Origin of the sequence: Neobacillus sp. YIM B06451 (assembly GCF_032667185.1) — a bacterium.
Lineage (GTDB): Bacteria > Bacillota > Bacilli > Bacillales > Cytobacillaceae > Bacillus_D.
The window spans coordinates 747,323-769,680 of record NZ_JAVFKJ010000001.1 but is presented as its reverse complement, the minus strand read 5'-3'; the positions used below and the strand labels follow the sequence as shown (position 1 = coordinate 769,680).

The following is a 22,358-nucleotide window of genomic DNA, read 5'->3' as shown; positions in this document are numbered from 1 at the left end:
TACAAAAACCAAGTTATAAAAGAGCTGTCCATTGTTGGACAGCTTTAGGTTAAAAACTATTTTACTATGCTTTAAGGTTTATTACACTTTTCTATAATTTAAGCTAAAAGTCTCACCAATACACGAAACCCCCCTGAAGGATTTCTCTCCAATTCATCAACTGAAATCAAAGTCTCTTCCCCATTCTTTTCAAAAACGATCTCCCGCTCTTTAATATTCATCTTTACCTGGATATCTTTTATCCTGTATTCCCTAATATGAGTTGCTCGATCTAATTCGTTGTGGTCCAAATCAAGCTTGATCTGGTCTGAAACCCTTCGGAGCATTCTCCAAATTGTCGTTTCTTCCTTTGATTTCATGAACAATTCCGGGAGTTCAGTTGATTCCTTGAGTGTATTAAGTGAAGTTAATATGTAATTAGATATACCGTAATGAACTGGTTTAATAATTGGGTTAAGATCTTTCCATTGCGAAACCTTAAACTGCATAAAATCCTTTGAATTAATCGTTACAGGTTTTACAGTTGAAATTGTACCATAAGCTAATACACCGTTTTCCGCCATAAGACCTGCTTTTACATACAATGCAACATGTTTCGCCTCCTGCCAGCCTTTGTTTAACTTTTCAGCTGGGAGTAAATAATGGCCCTCGCGAATAAATTGCTCATAATCTTTCCGTGTTGAAACAAGCCCTACAAGAACAATATCATCCAGCTTGGATCTCCATTCTTCAACAGTACCTATAGGGAGGATTCCTTCTTGTTGTATTTCTTCAGGACTTTTGTCAATCAGCCGTTCTATAAATTGTTCCACTAGTGTAGTCGCATTTGGGAGGAAAGGTAGTCCACCAATGTTAACTTTGTTGATACTCTTATAAAAATAATGCTGCTGATAAGCTACTTCATCATGCCAGGGAAATAGGACATACGCACCAAAAGCGGTACGCTCATAAGGGCCATCGTTAACGGCGACGATAGAGTCTCGATATCTGTGCATTGTATTAATATCATCTTCTAACGGCCCAGGGATATCATATCTTCTGAAATAATAACTTCCTTCCTGAGCATAATCAATTCTATACTTGGCATCAAATATATAATTAAATTTGTAATATTTCCCTTTCTTTTCTATACTCAAAACCGTATCAGGAACTTGAGACACTGTTGGTAGCCCTGATTCTCTTTTCTGGTAGGTAAGAATAATTTCTTCATTTGTTATAGGATGCTTATAAACGCGTTTCGCTGTTTTATTTGCATCCAGATTTACGTAGAGTCCATTGCGGTTTACACTTACAACATTCTGACTCACAAGAGTATAGCTGTGTCCTAGTATCTGTCCAAGCTTGAGGTAGGTCCAATATTCGTATAAAGTAGCAACGTCCTTTAGAGACATTCGATAAATGTTGCCATGGAGCATAAGTCCTTTGGAAACAGTTAGATAAATTTGAAATGTATCCCGGTAGCCAGGAGCCATTTGAAGGACAAGGCTCAGCATTGGCCGATCTATTTTGCCTATGTTTGTCCAAAATATTTTCCTTAAGCGATACCTTAACAGCGATATCATATTTTCTATACCAGATATTGTCTCGATATCTGCTTCTTGTTGCATCCATTTATTATTACGAATAGAATCTAGCAATCCTGCTAGTCTATTAACCAGCCTTTCCATCATCCATTTTACGTACCGATTCTCAAATGTATCAAAGGTCATCTCTTTCTTTACATTTAGACCTGACGTGGGCATAAACTGTTTATTCATTATAGGAATCCCGTTATTAACCTCAATAAATAAACGTGCCCGTTTACGCAAATAATTCCGTCCAGTAGAATCTAGCTTTCGCAGTTGATCCCCGCGTGCTTTTTCATGTATTGGTACCAATTTATGGTGTGGCTGCCGTTCAATTTGGGTAATCGCTTGGAGAAACTGATCAAAATGATGGCTAATTAATCGGAAAAATTCAACCTTAGAAGGTTCTCCATCTAATTTTAGCTTGGCTCCCAAATAGGTTTTACGGATAAAGTGGAATGCAAGATTATAAATTTCTTCATTTACCTCATTAAGTAGTTTTTGATAATCATTTTTGTAATCAAGCTTTGTAGGAAATATCTCCATTGTTACAGATAAAATTGTCTTTTTGGCACTCCGAATCTCGAAAGTCGTAAAGCCAACCTCACTTTGAAACTGAAGATTTCCCATCAACATTTTTTGATTACCAATAGTAACCGGAGAAATGGCCTGACGTATTCCTTGGTGCTCATGAAAAAAAGTGAGATCCTCCCCACTTTTCGGAAGAACAATAAGCTGATAGATTCCATTTTCAAAAAAAATTGGTCTAAGGTTTGCAGGATCATCAAGTTTTTGGGCATTAATGTTATATACCTTTATTTCATTGAGTCCTTCTCCAGTGGCAATAAACTGCATAATATCGTGAAAATCCATAGACCGGTATTGCATTAAACCTTCATACCGTTCATGATAAGGTTTGCCTTTAATAATCAGTGACAAGTAATCTGTCTCAATCCGAACCAGTTCAACATCCTCACGAGATCCAGAAGGAAGTGAAACCATCTTCCAACCTCCTTAACATCTCTACAACCTTTGCGGTACTATTTGGATATTTAGCATTTTTAATCTCAACATTATCCGTATCATATTGTTTGTTAGTAAAAAGCTGATACAATTGTAAAAGCAATTTTTCAACACGTGTATCGGTACCAGCGATTCGTGGTAATATTTTTTGTAAAATACAATGGTCGAAAGCCTCGTCAAAATTCAACAGTTTGCCAAGATCATTGTATGCCATATAAAAACAAATTTCATCCCGGACTCGATAACCTACATGTGCATTTATTAATTGAAGAGATTCATTAATTTTTACCAGCTCTGCTGTAACTTTTTCGACAATGCCCGCATTTGTTTGGTATACATCCTTAAGATGAAGGTATTTTGAAGCAAACATTTCATGTTTAACGGTAATTGGTTCCATATCATCAATGTCCTGAAGAAATGCTAGATTATCTAGCGCTATACGGTTAAACTCTATCGTATTCGCTCTGTCGAGGACTTTTTTGCTAAACGGATGAGTTGTTTCATCCATATTTACTGTCCCTATGATGTAGATGTTATTCGGTAGTCGCAGGTCAACACCTGCCGTTTCTTTCGTCAGCAGCTTTGATGAAATAATTTCTGGACCATTCCATTTCCTACTTTCCATTACAGAGAGAATGTCACTAAAATAATACTCAACTCTGGCAAGGTTCATTTCATCAAGTAGTACAAAATAAGGTAGATCAGGATTGGCCAATGCTCGTTCAATTATCTTTGTTAACGGCCCCTTAATAAAATCTCCCTTTATATCCTTGTATCCTAGCAAGTCAGAACTGTCATTCCAGTCAGGTCGAATCGGAATAAGTGTAAATTGACCATTTTCCTCCGTAGCCCCTACGCTTTCAGCAAACCATTGAACCATCTTTGTTTTACCTGTTCCTGAAATTCCGGAAAGGATAACAAATGGCTTTGTTTTTATGGAAAGATATAGATTAATTACCTCTTCTTTCTTATAATAAAAGCCCTTACTTTTTATATAAGTATAAATTTGATGGATCAGTTCACTATCGTTAAGTTTATAGGTATCTGGATTTTCTTTACTCAAGTCTGCACCTTGATTACCTTGATACTCCATTTTAATTTTTACCTCCGTTGGGAATCTGTCAAAAAAGCGACTATATAACTTGTTGGCAAATTCCTCCGACAAATCGAAAAAGTAGCCTTGTTTAAGGTCAGCATTGACATCAAAGGGACGACCTTCCTCTTTCCGCCACTCAAGAGGAATATCTTCCTTTTTTATAGGAGGAGTAAAATCATAATATTCAAGTTCCAGAAGGTAGCCTTCCTCTTCCCAATTATGCGAGGCTATAGAATTAGGTTTCGAACTCTTTATTGATGGCTTTCTTACAATACCAACAGACTTAAGCTCCCGAGCCGAATAACAAAAAACTATGTCACCCGTTTTAGGCTCAGTTAAGCGAACATGATGATGAAGCGGCCGTCCTTGACTATTTTTCTGGGGTGCCCAGAGAAATCCTCCGTCCCTCTCCTGCTTATGAGTTTGCCCCTGATTGACCCACCAAAAATTAGGCTTAATTTGTAATGGCTTCTTATGAAAAACCATTTTGTATACAAATGGTTGATCAGTTTGTATAAAATCTATGTATTCAGCTATTTCATCTGGAACAATTACAGGTTTTTTTGAGTTTTCAACACGATTTTCTAGTAAGTATTGATAAGATGTAGAAAAAACTTCTTTCAGGAATTGTTTTAATTCCGAATTCGAATCGTACCTAATTTGTAATGATCCATCATCAGTTTTCTCACGATTGTTTATGTTATTTAAATGTGCTGTAAAGGTTTTATCGTTATACTGTAGCTGAAGCGTAATTCTCTCGCCAACTTTTAATACATAATTATCATTTGCGATTGCAAAATCCTCCCGAAATTCGATCGGGATATGTGACCCATAGACAAAAATAGACCAATCAACTTTTTTTCTTCCTATAATATTTGCTACTGGAGGTTTGGACCAGCTGCGAACTATCTTCATTAAAATCACCAACACTTATATAAATTTACATAATTATACAACATTTTTAGATAAATATCTTCACTTTACTTTCCGAATAAGCGAGCAATAAAGATTTTGCTTCGGTTTTGGCAAAAACATCTGTAGAAAATAATATTAGTATTATTATTAAATAACTTCTTAAAATAATACTTAGTAAAATATTATGGCTCATGAATTTTTGTAGACTACCCCTATGGTGAACAATAGTTTAGAATTGGTTTTGGAAACAGGGTTTATTTAAAAGAAAATGACCCGACAGATGTTGGGCCAAATGATTTTCTAATTATATTAAAAGAATAACAAATACTGTATCCAAGTGTTCATTACCATCTGTACGCATATGGACTTCTTTTCCTAACCTTATCCCATTATGTACTGTACTCTTGGAAACTCTTAAACTCAATTTTTGTACACTTTTTCTTTTTGATCCATAAGGATTGGGATTTTCCCACTTTCATATCCATATTCTTCACAAAGAAAGTCGCGAATTTTATCGTGAATTATACAGCCCACCTCAGCATAAAGCAGCCTATTTTCTACAAAATCGTTGTGTTTTACAACTAGCATCCAGTGTCTACCAAGATCTTTACTTTTTATTAATCCCTTTTGTTTAACTGGCATATTAATGAAATCCAAGCAAATAACCTTATGTAAATACACGTTGTCAACATACTCAATTTCAAAGCGTTTTTCTGTGATGTTAGGTAGTTCTCTTGTTTCATCATGCTCCCTAATCTGTACTCCGTTAATATTTTGAAACATGTTTAGCCTCCTAACAGTTTTGTAAAATGCTTGCATAATCAGCATAACACTCAGATTATCAGATTTATTTTGTCGAATTCCAACATTCTGTGTCGATAACATATAAAAAAGCCGTTCCTATTTTGGAACGGTAAAAACTTAGATGTATTATTAAATCTATTTAAAGTTGAAAAAGGATTATGTTGTCTTCTGACATCTAAATCAGTCATTTGAATATTCCTAACCATATTCATATGACCATGACAAAAAAGTACATGCTCATGTGAAAGCTCTTGCATCCTTCACCCAAGTATGGTGCTTGAACGTGGGGCTGCATCCCCTTTAACATCATCGCATTCTATGCCCAAACTTCATTAACCATCTCATTCTGCTCGTGCCAATAATCGACTTTCGTTATACCCTTTCCATCTCCGTTTTTACCGATATGTAATGATAAGGGGTTACGTAGTATTGGTTGCTTCCTTTTCACTCCTCAAACCATTTACGTTGGGTCTCTTCCGATATCGGTCCAAAGTGTTATCATCAGGAGAGATGGCCTCCTCATGTGCAGGGAAAGGGTCTGCAAAAGGGAGCATATTCATTCTCCACGGGTTCGTGAGATGGAGTGATTGCATAGATGTCAAGTTCGCCCTCCAGCTCCAAATGAATGAGTTCGATGTCGCATACATCTTTCTCACTCTTTTCTACATGTTCTACATTGAAAATTTTCATGTCAACGCTCCATACCGGCGAAAAAAAAGGGAGCTACATAACCGATCAATAGGGAGGGAGCACCCCCCAATTAAATTGGCGGGTAGTCCCTGTGCCTATTAATTTTTTGTACTGCTGTTTTGACATGATATTTAGCTTTATGTCATTTATTGATTATCATCTGTTCCACGCTCTTTATAAGTCTTAAACATACTTATGCTTGAGAGAATTCCTATATTTCACATTAATGAAAGATTTTTAAATAAATTTAGGGACTTCTAATTAATATCACTTCTACAAAGCTTCCCCACACTTTTAGATTTTAACCCATCATTTATACGCTTCGTAACGGTATCCGTTCAATGTGGTCAACCATGCGCTGTCCTTGCCAGGCAATGTTTGTTTTAGCCAAAATCACGGATCATTGCTTGGAAGCAAATCAATTCCCACTCTATTAAATTTTTGAGTGCCGCAGTTCCCTTTTCACTTCTGTACTTGTCGTATTTCTTGTACTCCGCTGCAGTCACAGACGCGAAAGGAGGGGAATACAAAAACCTCAGTCTACCGCCCAAACGTCAGCCGAGGCCAGGATTGGAGTAACCAAAAAAACATCCCGTAAAGGGATGCTTACTTTGAAAGATTTTTTCTTAGCTTTTTTTCTCTCTCTACCCTATCTTGCATGTCGCTTTTATCAGTTCCTGGCCTTACCCTGGCATCTGTAGAATTTGCTTTAAAGAAAACGGCCATCAATATACCAACTATCCTATAAGTCAAAGGGATGAAACTAACTGTTGTAAAGGACCATACGTAGAAAAGTATTACTACATATTTTTCGTCGTAGCCTCGTAAGACGTGCATTATCGATGAAAAGATTACAACTAAGAAACCGATTAAAAAAGTTTCATGGAAGTATCTTTTTAATGTAAGTTTCTCTTTTGTATTAAATATAAGTTGGACGATGGCACTATCTTTAATACTCAGTAAAATAGCTAATAATGCGCCTAGGAAACCAACTACAATTGAACTAAAAGTAATACTTCCATCTAATACTTTATCAAAATTCGGCATCCTATAGTCTATGTAGTAGCGAAAAAGCGAATAAGTAACTAACAGGGAAATAAGGTACGGATAAAACGAATGAAACCATCTTCCCAATTTATCCATGCGACCTTTGCCCTCTCTTCCAATTTGAATTTATACTCTCAAATATTGATTTATGTCACGTTGCCGGTTTCGACACTCCTCTTTAGGGCTATAGATTGACCACATTTCTTCGGCTATTCTGAAGTGGTTAAGTGTAGCCCTGGCCTCCATTCTAAAAGTAGCAAAGTCATGCGCCTTGTGTTCAAACAAGTCAATTAATTCCACCCTTGCACTGTCATCGTCCTTTTTGGCTATTTCCGCCTTGGAGAAGATTTCGGGGTTTTCCTCAATATCAGTTAAGGTATCCATTATCGTTTCATTGTGTAGAGATACTCCGCGATTATTACCCACCGTAATTACCAGCTGTGCATTCAATCCTTCGTACTCCTCAAAACCTTGCAGCAAAGTTTTAAGTGGAGACCTTAAATTATCGATATATGTTCGTCGTGTAGCAACATTCAAGTCAGCAAACCTAATATTGATTTTCCTGTATTCGTCGGCATCTCTCGCTAATTCAAATGAGTTAGGAGGACAAATGGGCCTCAAATAAATGGTCTCATTATCATTATTCCACACTAAATTTAAATATTCCTCTATGCCACTTGGTCCAAGGCTGTATTTATTTCTTTGAAGCATCAGGACATTATTGCTGCTATCGTAAAGTGCTGATACCTCTTCCCCTAAAAACTCATCGTCTTGTAATTCAAAAGCTTCTACTTGAGAATTAGTCCTTGCTTTAGACGGAATATTTGTATCTCTCAACCGAACGAAATGTAAAAAGTAGAATTCAAAATCCTCGTCCCAATAAGCATGATCCAAACGCACCCTCTCTGAACGGTAATCGTAGGTCCTTGCCGCCAAGGAAAGAGCCCGTGCTGCATTCATCCACTCTACTAAGTCGAATAGACGGTCTCTTTGATTTACTCCATCATCCGTTCTCCTGGAAACGACGTGATAATACTCGAATCTTACTTTTCTGTATGCCATTAATCCCCCTCCTAATTTTCCAAGTTATCAATTGTTTCGACATACGAGGGGAAATACCTTCTAAATTATTCCATATTAATTAAAAGTTCGTATTTGATTGTGCTAAAGTAAACATCTCATTTCGACAAGATGATATATTTTTACCGATAATATAAAAGTATCTTTTTCAACGTAATTCCCTTATTCATTCGAACAGAACTATCATTAAGTATCATAGATAGGTATTTACAAAATTTGATAATATTTCTAAACTAAAAATATCTATACTAAAAGGGGATATTACATTTATGAATCAAAAAAATGGACTACTATTTAAGATGTTTAATAAATACCGGAGATTATTTCCTTCCCTAGTTCTTTTATACTTAGCAGGCTTACTATACATGGCTAGTGAAAAATTCGGCTCGATAGATCAACTTTATAATTTAATTAACCATAATCCCTTAAAAGCTATTTCAATCTTTTTAATTGGTTTATCCTTATTGTTTTTGTCAAAGGATTTCATTTTGACAATAACCAAAAACGAATTTGTGCAGGTAGATAATAATATTTACAACAATAAAAGAGATTTAAATGATTCTTCTACAAAAAAAGCTGAAACTAAAGAACAAACCCATTCAGAAGACAAACCAAACAAAACGGTGGAAAATTATATTACTCCAAATCTTTATGTCCAAAGTGTTGGCAGTTACGAACAATACTGCATGCAAATCGTCAACAGTTTTCAAGTTAAGGCAGAAAGCGCTGATAGAAAAGCATCCTTACTTTTAGGGAGAGGGATTACTCTTTCTATTGTCGGAATTCTCTTATACATTTTAAGCATTATCTTTTGGCAATGGAGAGCGAGCATTCTCGGTTTTAAAACTCAGATTATTTACGGCATTATTTCTTCCACATTTCTTTTTATATTTATCGAGTTTTTAAGCGCTTGGTTTCTTAAGCAATACCGGCACTTTGTCGATACATCTACCTACTTAATGAAATCAAAAGCGATTTTCGATAAATATTTGCTACTTGCCCTGATCGCAAAGGATTTATCAGAATTAAAAAATCTTACAGAGAATAGGAAAACAGAAATTGTGAAAATATTAGGTGATGAAATTAAATGGCCCGAGATCGGAAAATTTAGTAGAGAAGATGTAAGTTTTGCAAAAGAGGCAATGGAAACCGCATCCACAATGTTAAAGCATGCCCAAGCTATTATTAATAAAGATCAAAATAATAGGGGTTGATCCAGGAGAGCCATAGTTGGCTCCCTTTTTTTGTTTGAAACAAATTGCTTATTAAGTCGTTATCCCAGCCGCCGCGGGAAACTAGGATACCATCTTAATCAAACCGGTTTCCATCCATACGGGATAACAAGTCCCTCTGAGATCTCATGTGACTATTTATACCTTTTTAAACTGGAAAACTTCGTAATCATCAATTAAACCTTCCCTTGCAGCGAGCGAGCTGTGCTTCCTCAGTGAATTCCGTGTATTTAAGCATACTTCCTCTCCTTAATAGCAAATACTCAACTACTCTATCCGGCTGAAGTATTCCTGGTCTGGATATCTATATCTACGGCTTTTTTCTATTACTCAAGGTTTTTCTACCTCCCTGTAACCCTCGAGCATGCGACATGCTTTATTCTAAACATCACCAAAGATAGCGTAAGCATAAATGCTCCAGAGTTTATAGATTCGCTCCTTTTCGGGATTGCCCGGGCCTGCATACCCCTGTTCAAGAAGTGACAAGACATCTTCGGTATGTAGGCAAGTATGTTGCATTGCGCGTGATTGTCAAGAATGTCATCCCATTGAGCGAGGTCAGGATCAAATTGTTCTAACGCATCTAAGATCGTTAATTGGTTCATGGGACCCCTCCTATTCCCTATGGCCGTTTTACCCAAGTAAATCTTTTGTCTTTTGTTAAAGTGGTTCGTGTTCGATAATCAATACAAATTAAAAAAGCTTCTCAAAAGTTCCATAAACTCATGAAAAGCTCTTTAAATTCAATCATTTAATCAGTCGAGGGATCTTAATGCCTATTTCAAATTATCCAGTTCCTCTTTGCTAACGAAACACCTTTGTCCATTTTTTCGTGATTCGGGTCCCATTCGCTGATGTCTAATTTTGGTTAACGACTATTCCAGCTGATTAGGTTCAACTCCTTCGTCCATCCTTTTGAAGATGCAGAAAGGACAGCGATTTGCTCTGTTATTTCAAATTTATTTTTTGCCTTGTATAACACTCCTTTTATAGCAATTTAAGTCTATAATCGGTAATCTTCATGTGATCCTACAGCTCGGCTTATTAGCACATCTTCCACATTAGTACCGTATTTCTTGAAATTTTCCGCTTGTTCCATAACTTTCTCAAACACTTCTTCGTCCCATTCAGGAGGATAGCCATTTTTATAAAGTAATACAGTTAAGTCCATATTCATTTGATTTTTTATGTCATCACGAGTAGACCAGTCAGCAAATTGTGTTTTATCTTTAACAAGATCTTTAATTTTCCTTGCAAGTATAAGACACTTATCATTGGCATAAGGAAAATCATGGTCATCACGTACCTTAACAAGAATATCGTAAAACGCCTTTTCTTCAAACGTAATACCTAGTTCCTCAAAAGATGTTTTATCTGCTTGTAAATCTTTAAATATCTTCAAAAGTTCCTCAGACAAATCATTAACAAAATCTGATACGACTTCACTTGTGAATACAAGTTTATCTCTGCTGTTGTAAGCTTCAACAACCCTCTTTAGTCTCTCATCAAACTCCATTGCTTTAACTTTATTTGTACGTCCATAACTAGTAATTGCTTTTCTTAGTAGCTTCAATAAAGCATTGAATTTTGAAATTGGTAATTTTATTGTATTCAACTGTTCAATAAACTCTTCACTGAACAAATCTACAGATTTGTTCCCATCTACAATATTTTCTATACCCGTACAAGCAATCGCGTTCTTCACCATCTCTTCTACAACACGGTTCATAACTTCTGCATCAGGCGCATTTCCTTTAGTTTGCTTATATATGATAGAACGAATAGCAAGAAAGAACTGTGATTTTGCTGTCTCTTCGTCAGTAAGTTCGCCTGTCGGGAAGCAGATTACATAAGCTCCTTTCAAACGACGAGATAGTCCCATGAACCGTGTCTCTAACTCTTTGCTTGTCTGCACATACTCTGCAGCCATATTTAAACACATCAACCGTTCCAATGGTTCACCATTATAAAAATTAGATGCATTAAATCCTATTAACAAATCATCTATTAATGATAAATGATTACGAAAAACAGACAGAGAAACCTTGATTTCGTCAATTGGGCTTTCTTGTGGTGATCCATATTTTTTCACAGCTTCAAGCATATCATTTTTAATTCCAATGTAATCAACCACTATACCCTTTTCTTTGCCATCAAAAACACGGTTGACACGCGAAATTGTTTGAACAAGGGTATGCTTCTGCAATGGTTTATCAATATACATTGCAGCAAGGGATGGCACATCAAAACCTGTAATCCACATATCTACAACAATAGCAATTCTAAAATTAGAATCGTTATTCTTAAACTGCTTATCAAGCTTTTTTCTATATTCTTTAGTACCACAAAGATCAAATAGATCTTTTTCATCATTGGTACCTTGGGTTGCAACAAGATTTATTTTTGGCAGAGGGATTAATTTGTCAAGTTGTTCGTTCGAGAGAGCGCTTTCATCCTCTGCTTTTCGTTTTTCGCCCCAATCAGGTCTAATGGCAAGAATTTCTTTCAAAACACGATACGCAAGCGTTCTATCTGCACATACAATCATTGCTTTTTGTACAATTTCCGGTTTTTCTTCACATAATGCTTCGTAATGGTTTACAATATCATTTGCCAATTTTTTTAACCTATCCGGGTGGCCAAGGATTTTTGTCATTTTACTCATAGCACGCTGACTTTCCTCAATCTGCTCTGGATTCGAACCTTCTTGAGAACACTCTTCGTAATATTTCTGTATCTCTTTAGCTTGTTGATCAGATAAAATAACACGCGCAAGCCTTGGCTCATAAGCTATTCGGACAGTGATCCCATCATCACTTGATTCTTTCATAGTATAGCTATCAACTACATCACCAAATACAGCAATTGTTTCATCAATAGGCGTTCCCGTAAATCCACAATACGTTGCATTTGGGAAGCTATCACGTAGATATTTAGCAAAACCAAAGGTAGTAAATACACCTTTATCTGTTTTTTTAAGTTTTGCGCCTACACCGGTCTGTGTTCTATGTGCTTCATCCGAAATGCAAATAATATTATTACGATTGGATAATAACCCTGTATTCTCACAGAATTTCTGAATGGTAGTAATATAAACACCACCACTAGGCTTATCCATCAACGTGTCCATTAAATCCTTACGTGTTTCAATGCTTCGGACATCGTTTTCATGCAGAAATTTCTTTGCCGTTACAAAAAGTTCCGACGTTTGTGTATCTAAATCTTCTCGGTCAGCAATAATAACAATAGTAGGATTATTAAATGAATTTCTATCACGGAGAGTAATCAAACGAGACAGAAATAGCATGGTGTAAGTTTTACCGCAACCGGTTGCTCCGAAATACGTACCACCTTTACCATCTCCAGCTGGACGCAAATGTGCCTTAACGTTATCAAGCATCTTTAATGCTCCAAAAAACTGTGGGTATCGGCAAACAATAGCCTCATTCTTCTTACTATCATCAGGATAGAACACAAAGTCTCTTAATAAGTGTGTGACACGGTCTTTGGCAAATGCTCCTTGTATCATTGTAAGCAATGAACTGATACCATTAGAAACTTTGTCTAAATCATTCGCTTTATTCCATGAGTAATAATATTCATATGGTGTAAATATACTACCCATTTTTGTATTAGCACCATCACTGATGATTGATAAAAAGCAGTACTTCATTAATTTCGGAATATCACGGCAGTATCGAATAGTAATTTGTTCCCATGCATCATAAACCGTTGTGTCCTCTAAAATAGCTGATTTGAATTCACAAATTGCAACTGGAATACCATTAATAAATACAATCAAATCAGGACGACGTAAACGCTCTCCTTGCACAGAATATTGATTCACGACTTTAAATTTGTTGTTTTTCGGTTTTTCAAAATCAATATAATCAACATGCAGAGCAACCTTATTTATATCATCACGTACTAAGTCAAAGCCCTCATTTACCAACCAAAACGTCTCTCTATTTCCGATATACAGAGGTGAAGATTGAATCAGACTAATTCTATTAATGATTTTACCTAATTCATTTTCTGTTAAATTTTCAGATTCATAACGTTCAGTAATAAACTCCCTAAGATCATCCAATAGCAGAATATCCTCGTATTTTCTGTGAATATCCTCACCGTTAACATAGGTATAATCCTGCAGTTCAAAAAGAGCTATAATAGCTTTTTCAAGCTCTTCTTCGGTAAATTTCCCTTTTTCAAAGATGTAGTCCACACACATCTCCCCTTTTAAATATGGATGCTAAATAGTCATGACACTCAACTTCATGTACAAAAAATGATTAAATCAAAAAGGGCATAATGGGCCTATTCTAATACTTCTATACCAAATACATTTCAGTTACTTTTGGGTGTTTCGCTTCTTCAAGCGAACCTTTAATAAGTACTGGACAGAGGTCTTTTAGTTGTGCTTTAAGTTTTTCATTAATTTCTTTACGAGTTGTATATGCAGTGTAAATATCTGCAATAGCATGTTGAACTTTTATATCCGGGATAGGGATTTTAACATCACACATATCTTCCCAGTCAAAAGTCTCCCTTGCGCTACCCCAAGAATTAAAACGCGCATAGCGATCAAATTCGTTCCTACTGAAGAAGATTTTTAGATACTTTGGGTATAATTTTTCGGCATTCATCGAGCGAAAAACTATATAGGACGAAGAACAAATATAGGTTTCCTCTGTCCCGTTATGCGCTAATGAGATTTTTTCTCCGTTTCTGGATGTTACGGTTATATATGCAAATTCATCTGGATGAATAATATAGTAAGGTTTCAACCCTACACCTTGCATTTCTGCTTTGGTTTCTATGAAACGCTTTTCGATAGAAATACCTCGAACATCTGCAATCCCATATTTTAGTTCTTCATTTCTATCCTCTGAAAGTTGGATATAATCCCCAATTCTCTCGGAAGGTATTTTTCTTTGCAAATCCTCAATATAACCATCACAAACAAGCTTCAAATCTTCAAGACCACGTTCATAACTTTGTTGGTTGGCAAGCATGGCATTGTACACATCAATATATTTTTGCTGAATTGGAATAGGTGGGAGGTCAATATCAATATCACACATATCGTCCCACGAAAAGGTCTCCCTTGCTGAACCCCATGAATTATATCGTGCATAACGATCAAACTCTGGACGATTGAAGTACATATACAGATAGTAAGAAAGCAGCTCATCGATTTTCTTCACTATAAATACGATGGATATCGAAGATACAAGAAATGTTTCTGCTGTATCATTGAATCCAAGAGACATCTTATCTCCACGCCTAGACGTGTCGGGAACATAGGCAAATGAACCCGGTGGCATTAATTTATATGATGTTAAACTAACGCCTTCTAAATCAGCCTTTGTTTTAATCATCTGTTTTTGTGTAGACAACCCCACAACAGCGTCCTCTTTATATAAGTTTTCATTATTACGTAAATCTAACTGCTCAATATATAATCCTAGTTTAGTCAATCCCATAACCAATCCCCCTGAATGCTTCTTCCAGTAAGGTCTGCGATTTCTTCTCTGCTTTCATCACTTCTTGCATTTCTACTTGGATACGAGCCATTTCCTTTTCAAAATCTATTTCTAAATCGCGATCAACAAATTCGATATATTTACTCGGCTCAAGAGAATAGTTCTTAGCACGAATACCATCTTCACCGTCAAGCCTAACAGACTTACAGAATTCCGGTACATCGGTATAAAGGCTAGTATCTGCTGCCTGCCAATTGTTATAAACCTTCTTTATTTCAGCGATTTGGCTATCGTCCAAGACTGTCTTTTTCTTTTTCTTTCCTTTATCAATCACAATTTCCTCAATATTTTCACTCCACTGACGTAGATCCATAAAAAGCACTTCATTTGTACGATCACGTAAATGTCTACCATTTACAGTTCTCGCTCGTTTATTCATATTTATAATCCATAAAGTAACGGATATATCTGTCGTATAAAACATATCACGAGGCAAAACAATAATTGCTTCAATTTTATCACGTTCTAAAAGCGTTTTTCGGATTTCATATTCGGTTCCATCTGCATTAAGCGCACCATTAGCAAGAAGGAATCCTGCAATACCATTCGTTACATCAAGTTTAGACAGCATATGAAGAATCCAAGCATAGTTTGCATTCGAAACAGGTGGAATTGCAAAACCTTTAAAACGTGGATCATCAGTTAACTGATCTTCACCTCGCCATCCTTTAAGGTTAAATGGAGGGTTCGCCATGATGTAGTCTACTTTTTTATCAACATGTAAATCTTCAGTAAAAGTAGATGCATTTTTATCACCTAAATTATGCGCAATACCTCGGATTGCAAGATTCATTTTACAAAGCCGCCATGTATCCTGTTTACTTTCCTGACCGATAATTGAAACTTTGTGCCTATTTCCGTTATGTTGATCAACAAATTTCAGAGACTGTACAAACATACCTCCAGAACCACAACATGGGTCATATACAACTCCACTATAAGGTTCAATAATTTCTGCAATAAGTTTAACTACGGAAGCTGGTGTGTAGAATTCTCCATCTTCCTTGGTACCAGCAGCAGCATAAATTTGTAAGAAATATTCGTACACACGACCAATTAAATCCTCATCACGAAAACGCTGTTCGTCAATTTTATTAATTTCGTCAATTAAAGCCTTAATTGATTCCTTACTCGCTCCTAAAGTAGCAAATAAATTTTGTGGCAATGCCCCTTTTAGAGAATTATTACTCGCCTCAATATCTGCCATAGCTTTATCAATGATAACGGCAATATCATTAGCACTAGCATTTTTTACAATAAATGACCATCTAGCAGTTTCATTAACATAGAACACATTTACAGCATTGTAAAACGATGCTTTATCTAGAAACGCTGGAACATCACCGTACTGTTCTTTTATTTCGGCACGACGTTTTTCAAATTTATCTCCTGCAAATTTTAAAAATACTAATCCGATAACTGCATCTCTGTTTTTTTCTGTGCTGCCAATTCCACGCAGGGCTACACGACAATTCCATAATATACTTTCAAGAGTAACCTCTTTTATTTTCTTAGTTTTCGTAGCTTTTGCCATTTTTTAATCATTCCCCCAATTTTTAATTCATTCTCTTTATACTTGTTAATTGATAAGTCATAGTATTTTACAGTTATCTCTTTTACATAAATACTTGGTCGCAGATAATAGGAACCCTGCTGTACAACGCTGTATTTTATCTGCCATACATTTAATTTCAATTGTAATTAGGTTTTACCTCCCTGATAATTTCCATATCTATTATACTATTTATTTGTTATTAAATTTAAGTTTAATATAAATTTTCTTTATAGCATGAACAGCATATAGGTCTTTGGCAGACTCCAATCCAAAGCTCCCACTTAGCACGTCCACTAAGATCCCTTCAATCAGTTTTCGCATTTTCACCTTTTTGCTACTTCGGATTTCATAACATATAGAAGTCAAGCGATCGTTGCCGCTTTTTCTATTTACTCCTTCAAATGCTCACCCAGATTGCCCGTAATCAAAGGGATATTACTCATCTTCTACCTCAATAAGAAAAATCCGCTCTTTAAAACCGCCTCTTTCCTTGGCCTTTTCCTTACGAACAGATTCAATTTTTTCGAAAGTAGTATTATGTACATCAACGAAGGCATGTATGATTTCAAGTAAATCCGCCAGTTCCTCAACTGCATCAGTATCATTCTTGGTATTCATGTATTCTTCAAGTTCCTCAAAGGCCTTCTTCTTAAGTTCCTTAACATATTCATCCTGGCTCATAATCCGGGTAGAAAACTTCTTTCCTGTTTTTTCAATTACCCGAGGTATGCAGTCTCGCACTAATTTGTTGTGGATTGGCATTTCAATATCACCTTTAAATTTTTGTTTAGAAATCCATACTGTATCAATTTTTCATTGGCTTCTTCTATTTCTTCCTTTGTAAACAACGCTTTATATTTTTCTTTTAACACAAGGGCCTCTACAGTTAGGCCCAATCGATTGCATTCATAAGTTCAGGAACCCGTCACTGACTTTATTTTTGTCTTTCAAAAGCGTTTTTGCAGTTTTCAGTCCACCCTCACTTGTTGCCATTTAAGCCCTTTAAGCTCTTTAATGCCTCTCTATAATATTGACCATATCGTTATGAAATTCGACCTCCAGAGACATCTTTCTCCCCTGCTATCTCAAAATATGTATTTTCTAACATAATCACCCATTATTTTAAATTACATTGTCCTAGGTAACGACCCGCCCGTTTACATTAATAAAAAACGATGGATTCATGATTCAACTCCATCGTAAATAGCCTTTATTTATTGCTAATAAAATTTACCACTGCTGGCATTGCTTTTACTATTTAATGACATAGAGTTTACTAACGATGGCAACCATGTCACCAGCATTGTTAAAGACCTTAAAATTGGGAAAATACTACCATTTTGAGAACGACATAGAAGAAGCCAGCCATGGCTTGCATTATTTATCCATTGCAATAATAAATTCCTCAATTTTCAATCATACTTTTAAATTTGTTTAGTGGATAATGATTACTGTTTCTGTATTCCCAATTTCTGAGGAATAATCCTTTTAGTAAGCTCTTGACTTATTTTTTTGGCTCGTTGCTCAAAGAAAAGATCATAATCGTCCTTCCAAATACCATAAACCTCCAGATCGTCTATAAGGTGTGTTTTCATTGCTTTATCAAGCTCTTTGTTCTCTATCTTAAAAGTTTTCATATATTTAGAAGGTGCTTGTGAACGAATCCTATTTTTGTTTAAAAAGTCATCAACGATTGTGATATTCACAATATGATTAATATAAAATTCATTTTCACCACGATTTTTTAGATAAGAACGCGGGAAGAAGTGATGGTAATTTCGACTATTTGCTTGCTTCAGCCAATCATTATTTATTCTTACAATTGAATTGTCATTAAATGATTTTGGCTCTTTGTATGCCATTAGACATAAGATAGCTTTAATAAAACTCCGGTTAGCACTAAACCATCCGTTATTAATAATATAATCTTTACTTGTATCCGGTTGGTAGTCATAACTAGGGAGTTGATTTTTAAGAATCTGATCAATTCTTTTAATATCTTGAGCTAATTTCGTTTCAACACCACTTGAATACCGTTCTGTTAAAGATACACGCCAAAAGAAATCATCTAAATATTTCTTCATCTCATTAACTGGCTTAGTTGGATGATGATAAAAAAAGTATGAAAATGGAACTATTAAAGCATTATAGGGTAAAATTTTTGAAACTGGTATACGAAAATAGTTCCTAAAATATTCAACTGCCTTTTCAATTGAATCAACTAATTGATCCCAAATATTAATAAATGATTGTTTATCTAATTTTAATATGTTTTTCCTAGCACACTCACCGACTAATAAAATTGAAATTGTTTGTAATACAGTGCTATCCGAAATAGTTTCATAACCTACAAATTCCAGCCTCTCAATAAGTGCTTCAAATTTTTCTGCTAAATCAAAATCTTGATCTGCATCATATGTTTTAGCCACCATAATCTCAAATACAGTTAAACTTTTCCCCCCCACATTTAGTCGCGTAAATACTTCAGTTGCTACGTCAATTGAAGCACCTCTAAGTAAAATAGTTGAGAATCGATATGTATATAAGCGGTTTTTATAGTCTTCTAATTTTTGATACATAGTTGTTGGATAAGCAGCTAATACAGAAATACCTCCATTGAGTAAATCTCTTAATGAAATTACTTCCGATGGGTCTCGTTCTTCAATGGATGTAATAATGATTGGATCATCCTCATCAGCAACTAAGTCTACAAAAATGGCTGAGAAATCATCCGCTCCTTTATCCCTTTTTACGTTTAATCCCTTTAAACTAGCATACAAACTGGTCATACGCTGCTGACCATCTAAAACATACTGAACCATCGATCCTGGAGGCGTATCAGGTAAATTTGCTCCACCAATATTTCGTACCGATCTTAGTTTTTCTTGAGATTCCCAAAGTATAAACGTCCCGATTGGATATCCCTTAATAATACTGTCTATCAACCTGCCCGATTGGTCAATAGACCAAACAAAGTCTCTCTGGAATTGGGGTATTTTGATTATTCCCTTATCAATTTCATGTATTAAAGTAGAAAAAGTCATTGATTGTGGTTCCGGTTGATACATCTCATTTACCTCCTAATAATTTTCAATATTTTTATGTAGAGCTCATAATATTCAAAGTACTGTTTTTCCAGTTTTGCATATGACTATAATTCCAGGAAAAAAGCAGCTAAACTATTAACAATTAATAAACTTATGTAAATCTCCATGTATTTCCTATGAATATTGTACCTTTATTTTTATAAACTGAAAATGATTTCAACATTTATACAGCATTTATTAGTCCGTTATTCCTTACCTCTAGTTAGTTCGATTCATTTGATTTTCACATAACGAAATTTATCTTATATCTTGGTCTCTAGATGTCTATTTTTCAATGGAAAGGGAAGGAGAAAAAAAGCCCTTGATAACAAGGACTTTTGTTGATGAACTGATAGGGATGGAACCCTCACCCCTGTGAAGATTAATTTTCGGATTAAGAAAAAATACTGTTCCATTTGGTAGAACCTAAACCAAACCGTTGGAGTAAGCTGTATAATACTGTTCAGTCTATTCTTACTAGGATATAAAACTGAACGTTACGACCGTACCCAAGGCTCTTCAGAAGTCTGCATCCAAATGCACCATGCGCTAAAGCTTCCGTCGAATTGCAGATATACTTTTTGTACTTCAGGGAATTTTTGGAAGATCGCTTCATTCAGTGCTTTTCCGATTTCGCCGGCTTGATGGCTGGATGGGCCTCCGGCGTGAAATTCCTTAAAGTCCACAACCACTGTTCCAGATTCGTCGATGGCGGCGCCATTTACGCTGGTTTCATCACCATATTGGGAAAAGATCGTTCCGGTTGTGAACAGCTTTTTAATCTCCTGTTCCAGTTCTGGGAATGGTTGGCCAAATGTTTTGTAATCGAAGCCGATTTTCGCCTCGGCGGCTTGTTCTTTAATAGAACTCTCGTATTTTTTTCCAAGAGTTAATTCATAGATTGCGATTTGCTCCTTTTCAGTGGAGAGGAAGTAGATTTTGTTTTTATCGACCTTTATATTCGACTTGATTGTTTGCGGAACTTCAATCAGATTTTCAATCGGTATCCTGATGCCTCCAAGTGTTTCGCCTTGTTTGTTATAGGCGAAAACATGTGTTTCCGATAGGGGTTTATAGACCGCCGGCTGCTCTGTTTTCGTAAAGATGATTTCCCGATCCGTTATCGATTCAATTGCACTATTGCCCTTCCCCTCTTCATATGGAATCGTCAGCTCCGTTGGCTTTCCTTCCTCATTGATGGTGATGACCGCTTCTTTTCGATTGACCGTTACCATTTGATAAGGAAGTGATTTTCCTTCAACCATTTCGCTGGTTTCAATATTCAGGAACCGTTCCTGGCTTTGGCCTGCCAAAACACCGATATTTTTAACATAAATGAGCTCATCCGGATGGAACAGGTTCGCCGTTAATTCGTGGGTTTTAACGAGCTTTCCCTTCTCCGTATATTGATACACAACGAATGGATCCCAGGTGTTCAAGATGTAAATCTGTTTATCCGGAGTGACCAGGATATCTTGCAAGGTGCCTGTCAATTGGTTGTTACCCTTAATAGGAAAGGAGCTAGTCTTGCCATTTTTTCCGGCGATGATCACTTGCCTCTTCGCTTCATCTAGTAAATAAAAAGTGCCATCTTCCACATCAAAGCTGGTCACCGTGACGGGCAATGTTTCGTTTTCGCCCATAAACGTCAAGCCAGCCTGGCCTTTCCCGTCCCCGTACTCAATTGTCCGAACCAGCGTTAATTTGGCTTCCTCACCAATCGCAAACGGCTTCTCCGTTTCCCCCGCAAGGTTCAAATCAAATAAATCTTTATTGGAAAGTACAACTAGTGTGTAAAGCAAGGCGGCGGCACAAACGGCTGCTAGCGGCTTTAGGTTGAAGCGCTTTTTGTTGCTTGATTGGGCTTCACTTATTTTATGCTGCAATTCATGCACAAATTGCTGCCGGGGTTCCAGCGAAGGGTGATGTTTAATAGGCCTCAGCAATTGTTTAACCTCACGAGTCAATTCGTCGTTTGTATTCATCGCTTACCACCTTCCTCTCCCTGTCCTGCATTTCTTTTTTCAAAATCTTGACGGCCCGATGGAAATCGACCCGGACCTTCAACTCTGTGATTTGCAGTATTTCCGCGGTTTCGCTTACCGTCAGTTCCTGGATTCCCCGTAAGATCATGATTGCCCGATAATGGGGCTTCATTTTTAATAAGGCATGGTGCACTTCTTCCCACTCTTCCTTGCGAAGGATATGGTCGTCCAGTGATTGTTCGCCTGAAATGATTTTTTCAAAAAAGTCAGGAAGGAACTCCTTCATTTTTCTTTTCCGCAAATGGTCGATGGCTGTGTTCCTCGCGATCGCCATGAGCCAGTATTTCCCCCGGTCCGGATTCGTCAGCGTCCGTAAATTCTTAATCGCTTTAATGAACGTTTCCTGCGTTATATCTTCAGCGTCCTGGACGGAATGCGTAAAATACAAACAAAACTGGTAAACATCCCGATGGTAGTCCTTAAATAAAGTTTCAATATCCAAATGGCCCCCCACCAACTCCCCCCCCTTTATAAAACAAGTCGAATAAAATCGTTATTTGTTTCAATTATAGATAAAAATTGTAAAAGTGGTTCAAAAAAATGAAAGTGATTTTTATATTCAAGTACGTTAGGAGTTGGTGCAATTAGGAAAAAAGCGTGAAACGGCAAGGTGGAGGTCGCTAGCAACGAGGGAAAGGTCCACTATATTCTTTTTTAGGAATTCGGATTATATA

At 36.4% G+C, this 22,358-nt stretch carries 13 protein-coding genes and 1 pseudogene; 1 reads left to right on the top strand and 13 read right to left on the bottom strand.

The features are described 5' to 3' along the window. Positions 1-98: 98 nt before the first annotated feature. The 5 genes from RB160_RS03730 to RB160_RS03710 all read right to left on the bottom strand — a co-directional run bounded on the left by RB160_RS03730 (position 99) and on the right by RB160_RS03710 (position 8,202). Entirely contained in the window at positions 99-2,567 is a 2,469-nt protein-coding gene (locus RB160_RS03730; protein WP_316568857.1) for a restriction endonuclease-like protein, read from the bottom strand. Beyond that, complete coding sequence (locus RB160_RS03725; protein ID WP_316568856.1) at positions 2,539-4,599, bottom strand: McrB family protein; 2,061 nt, start codon at positions 4,597-4,599, stop codon at positions 2,539-2,541. Before RB160_RS03725 ends, RB160_RS03730 begins: the two co-directional genes overlap by 29 nt. Positions 4,600-5,019: 420 nt before the next feature. Continuing rightward, positions 5,020-5,382 (bottom strand): hypothetical protein, encoded by a 363-nt coding sequence (locus RB160_RS03720; RefSeq protein WP_316568855.1) that lies wholly within the window; start codon positions 5,380-5,382, stop codon positions 5,020-5,022. A 1,317-nt stretch (positions 5,383-6,699) separates the two neighbouring features. Next, complete coding sequence (locus RB160_RS03715) at positions 6,700-7,236, bottom strand: hypothetical protein (RefSeq protein ID WP_316568854.1); 537 nt, start codon at positions 7,234-7,236, stop codon at positions 6,700-6,702. A 30-nt stretch (positions 7,237-7,266) separates the two neighbouring features. Continuing rightward, a complete protein-coding gene (locus RB160_RS03710; protein WP_316568853.1) occupies positions 7,267-8,202 on the bottom strand; it encodes a DUF6731 family protein in 936 nt (311 codons plus the stop codon). Between the two features lie 287 nt (positions 8,203-8,489). Here RB160_RS03710 and RB160_RS03705 point away from each other — a divergent pair, with 287 nt between their 5' ends. After that, a complete protein-coding gene (locus RB160_RS03705; RefSeq protein WP_316568852.1) occupies positions 8,490-9,434 on the top strand; it encodes a hypothetical protein in 945 nt (314 codons plus the stop codon). 799 nt (positions 9,435-10,233) lie between these two features. Here the strand turns inward: RB160_RS03705 and RB160_RS03700 are convergent. The 8 genes and pseudogenes from RB160_RS03700 to RB160_RS03665 all read right to left on the bottom strand — a co-directional run bounded on the left by RB160_RS03700 (position 10,234) and on the right by RB160_RS03665 (position 22,138). Continuing rightward, positions 10,234-10,449: pseudogene (locus RB160_RS03700) on the bottom strand (YdbC family protein). A gap of 6 nt (positions 10,450-10,455) precedes the next feature. Further along, positions 10,456-13,677 (bottom strand): type I restriction endonuclease subunit R, encoded by a 3,222-nt coding sequence (locus tag RB160_RS03695; RefSeq protein ID WP_316568851.1) that lies wholly within the window; start codon positions 13,675-13,677, stop codon positions 10,456-10,458. 106 nt (positions 13,678-13,783) lie between these two features. Beyond that, positions 13,784-14,938, bottom strand: a complete 1,155-nt coding sequence (locus tag RB160_RS03690; protein WP_316568850.1) for a restriction endonuclease subunit S — start codon at positions 14,936-14,938, stop codon at positions 13,784-13,786. Then, a complete protein-coding gene (locus RB160_RS03685; protein WP_316568849.1) occupies positions 14,925-16,532 on the bottom strand; it encodes a type I restriction-modification system subunit M in 1,608 nt (535 codons plus the stop codon). Before RB160_RS03685 ends, RB160_RS03690 begins: the two co-directional genes overlap by 14 nt. 456 nt (positions 16,533-16,988) lie before the next feature. After that, positions 16,989-17,315, bottom strand: coding sequence for a nucleoside triphosphate pyrophosphohydrolase (locus RB160_RS03680; RefSeq protein WP_316568848.1), 327 nt, complete (start codon positions 17,313-17,315; stop codon positions 16,989-16,991). A 686-nt stretch (positions 17,316-18,001) separates the two neighbouring features. Continuing rightward, positions 18,002-19,621 (bottom strand): GmrSD restriction endonuclease domain-containing protein, encoded by a 1,620-nt coding sequence (locus RB160_RS03675; RefSeq protein ID WP_316568847.1) that lies wholly within the window; start codon positions 19,619-19,621, stop codon positions 18,002-18,004. A 515-nt stretch (positions 19,622-20,136) separates the two neighbouring features. Next, positions 20,137-21,624: a hypothetical protein gene (locus tag RB160_RS03670; RefSeq protein ID WP_316568846.1), complete on the bottom strand. Its 1,488-nt coding sequence runs from the start codon at positions 21,622-21,624 to the stop codon at positions 20,137-20,139. Further along, a complete protein-coding gene (locus tag RB160_RS03665; RefSeq protein WP_316568845.1) occupies positions 21,596-22,138 on the bottom strand; it encodes an RNA polymerase sigma factor in 543 nt (180 codons plus the stop codon). Before RB160_RS03665 ends, RB160_RS03670 begins: the two co-directional genes overlap by 29 nt. Positions 22,139-22,358: the final 220 nt, after the last annotated feature.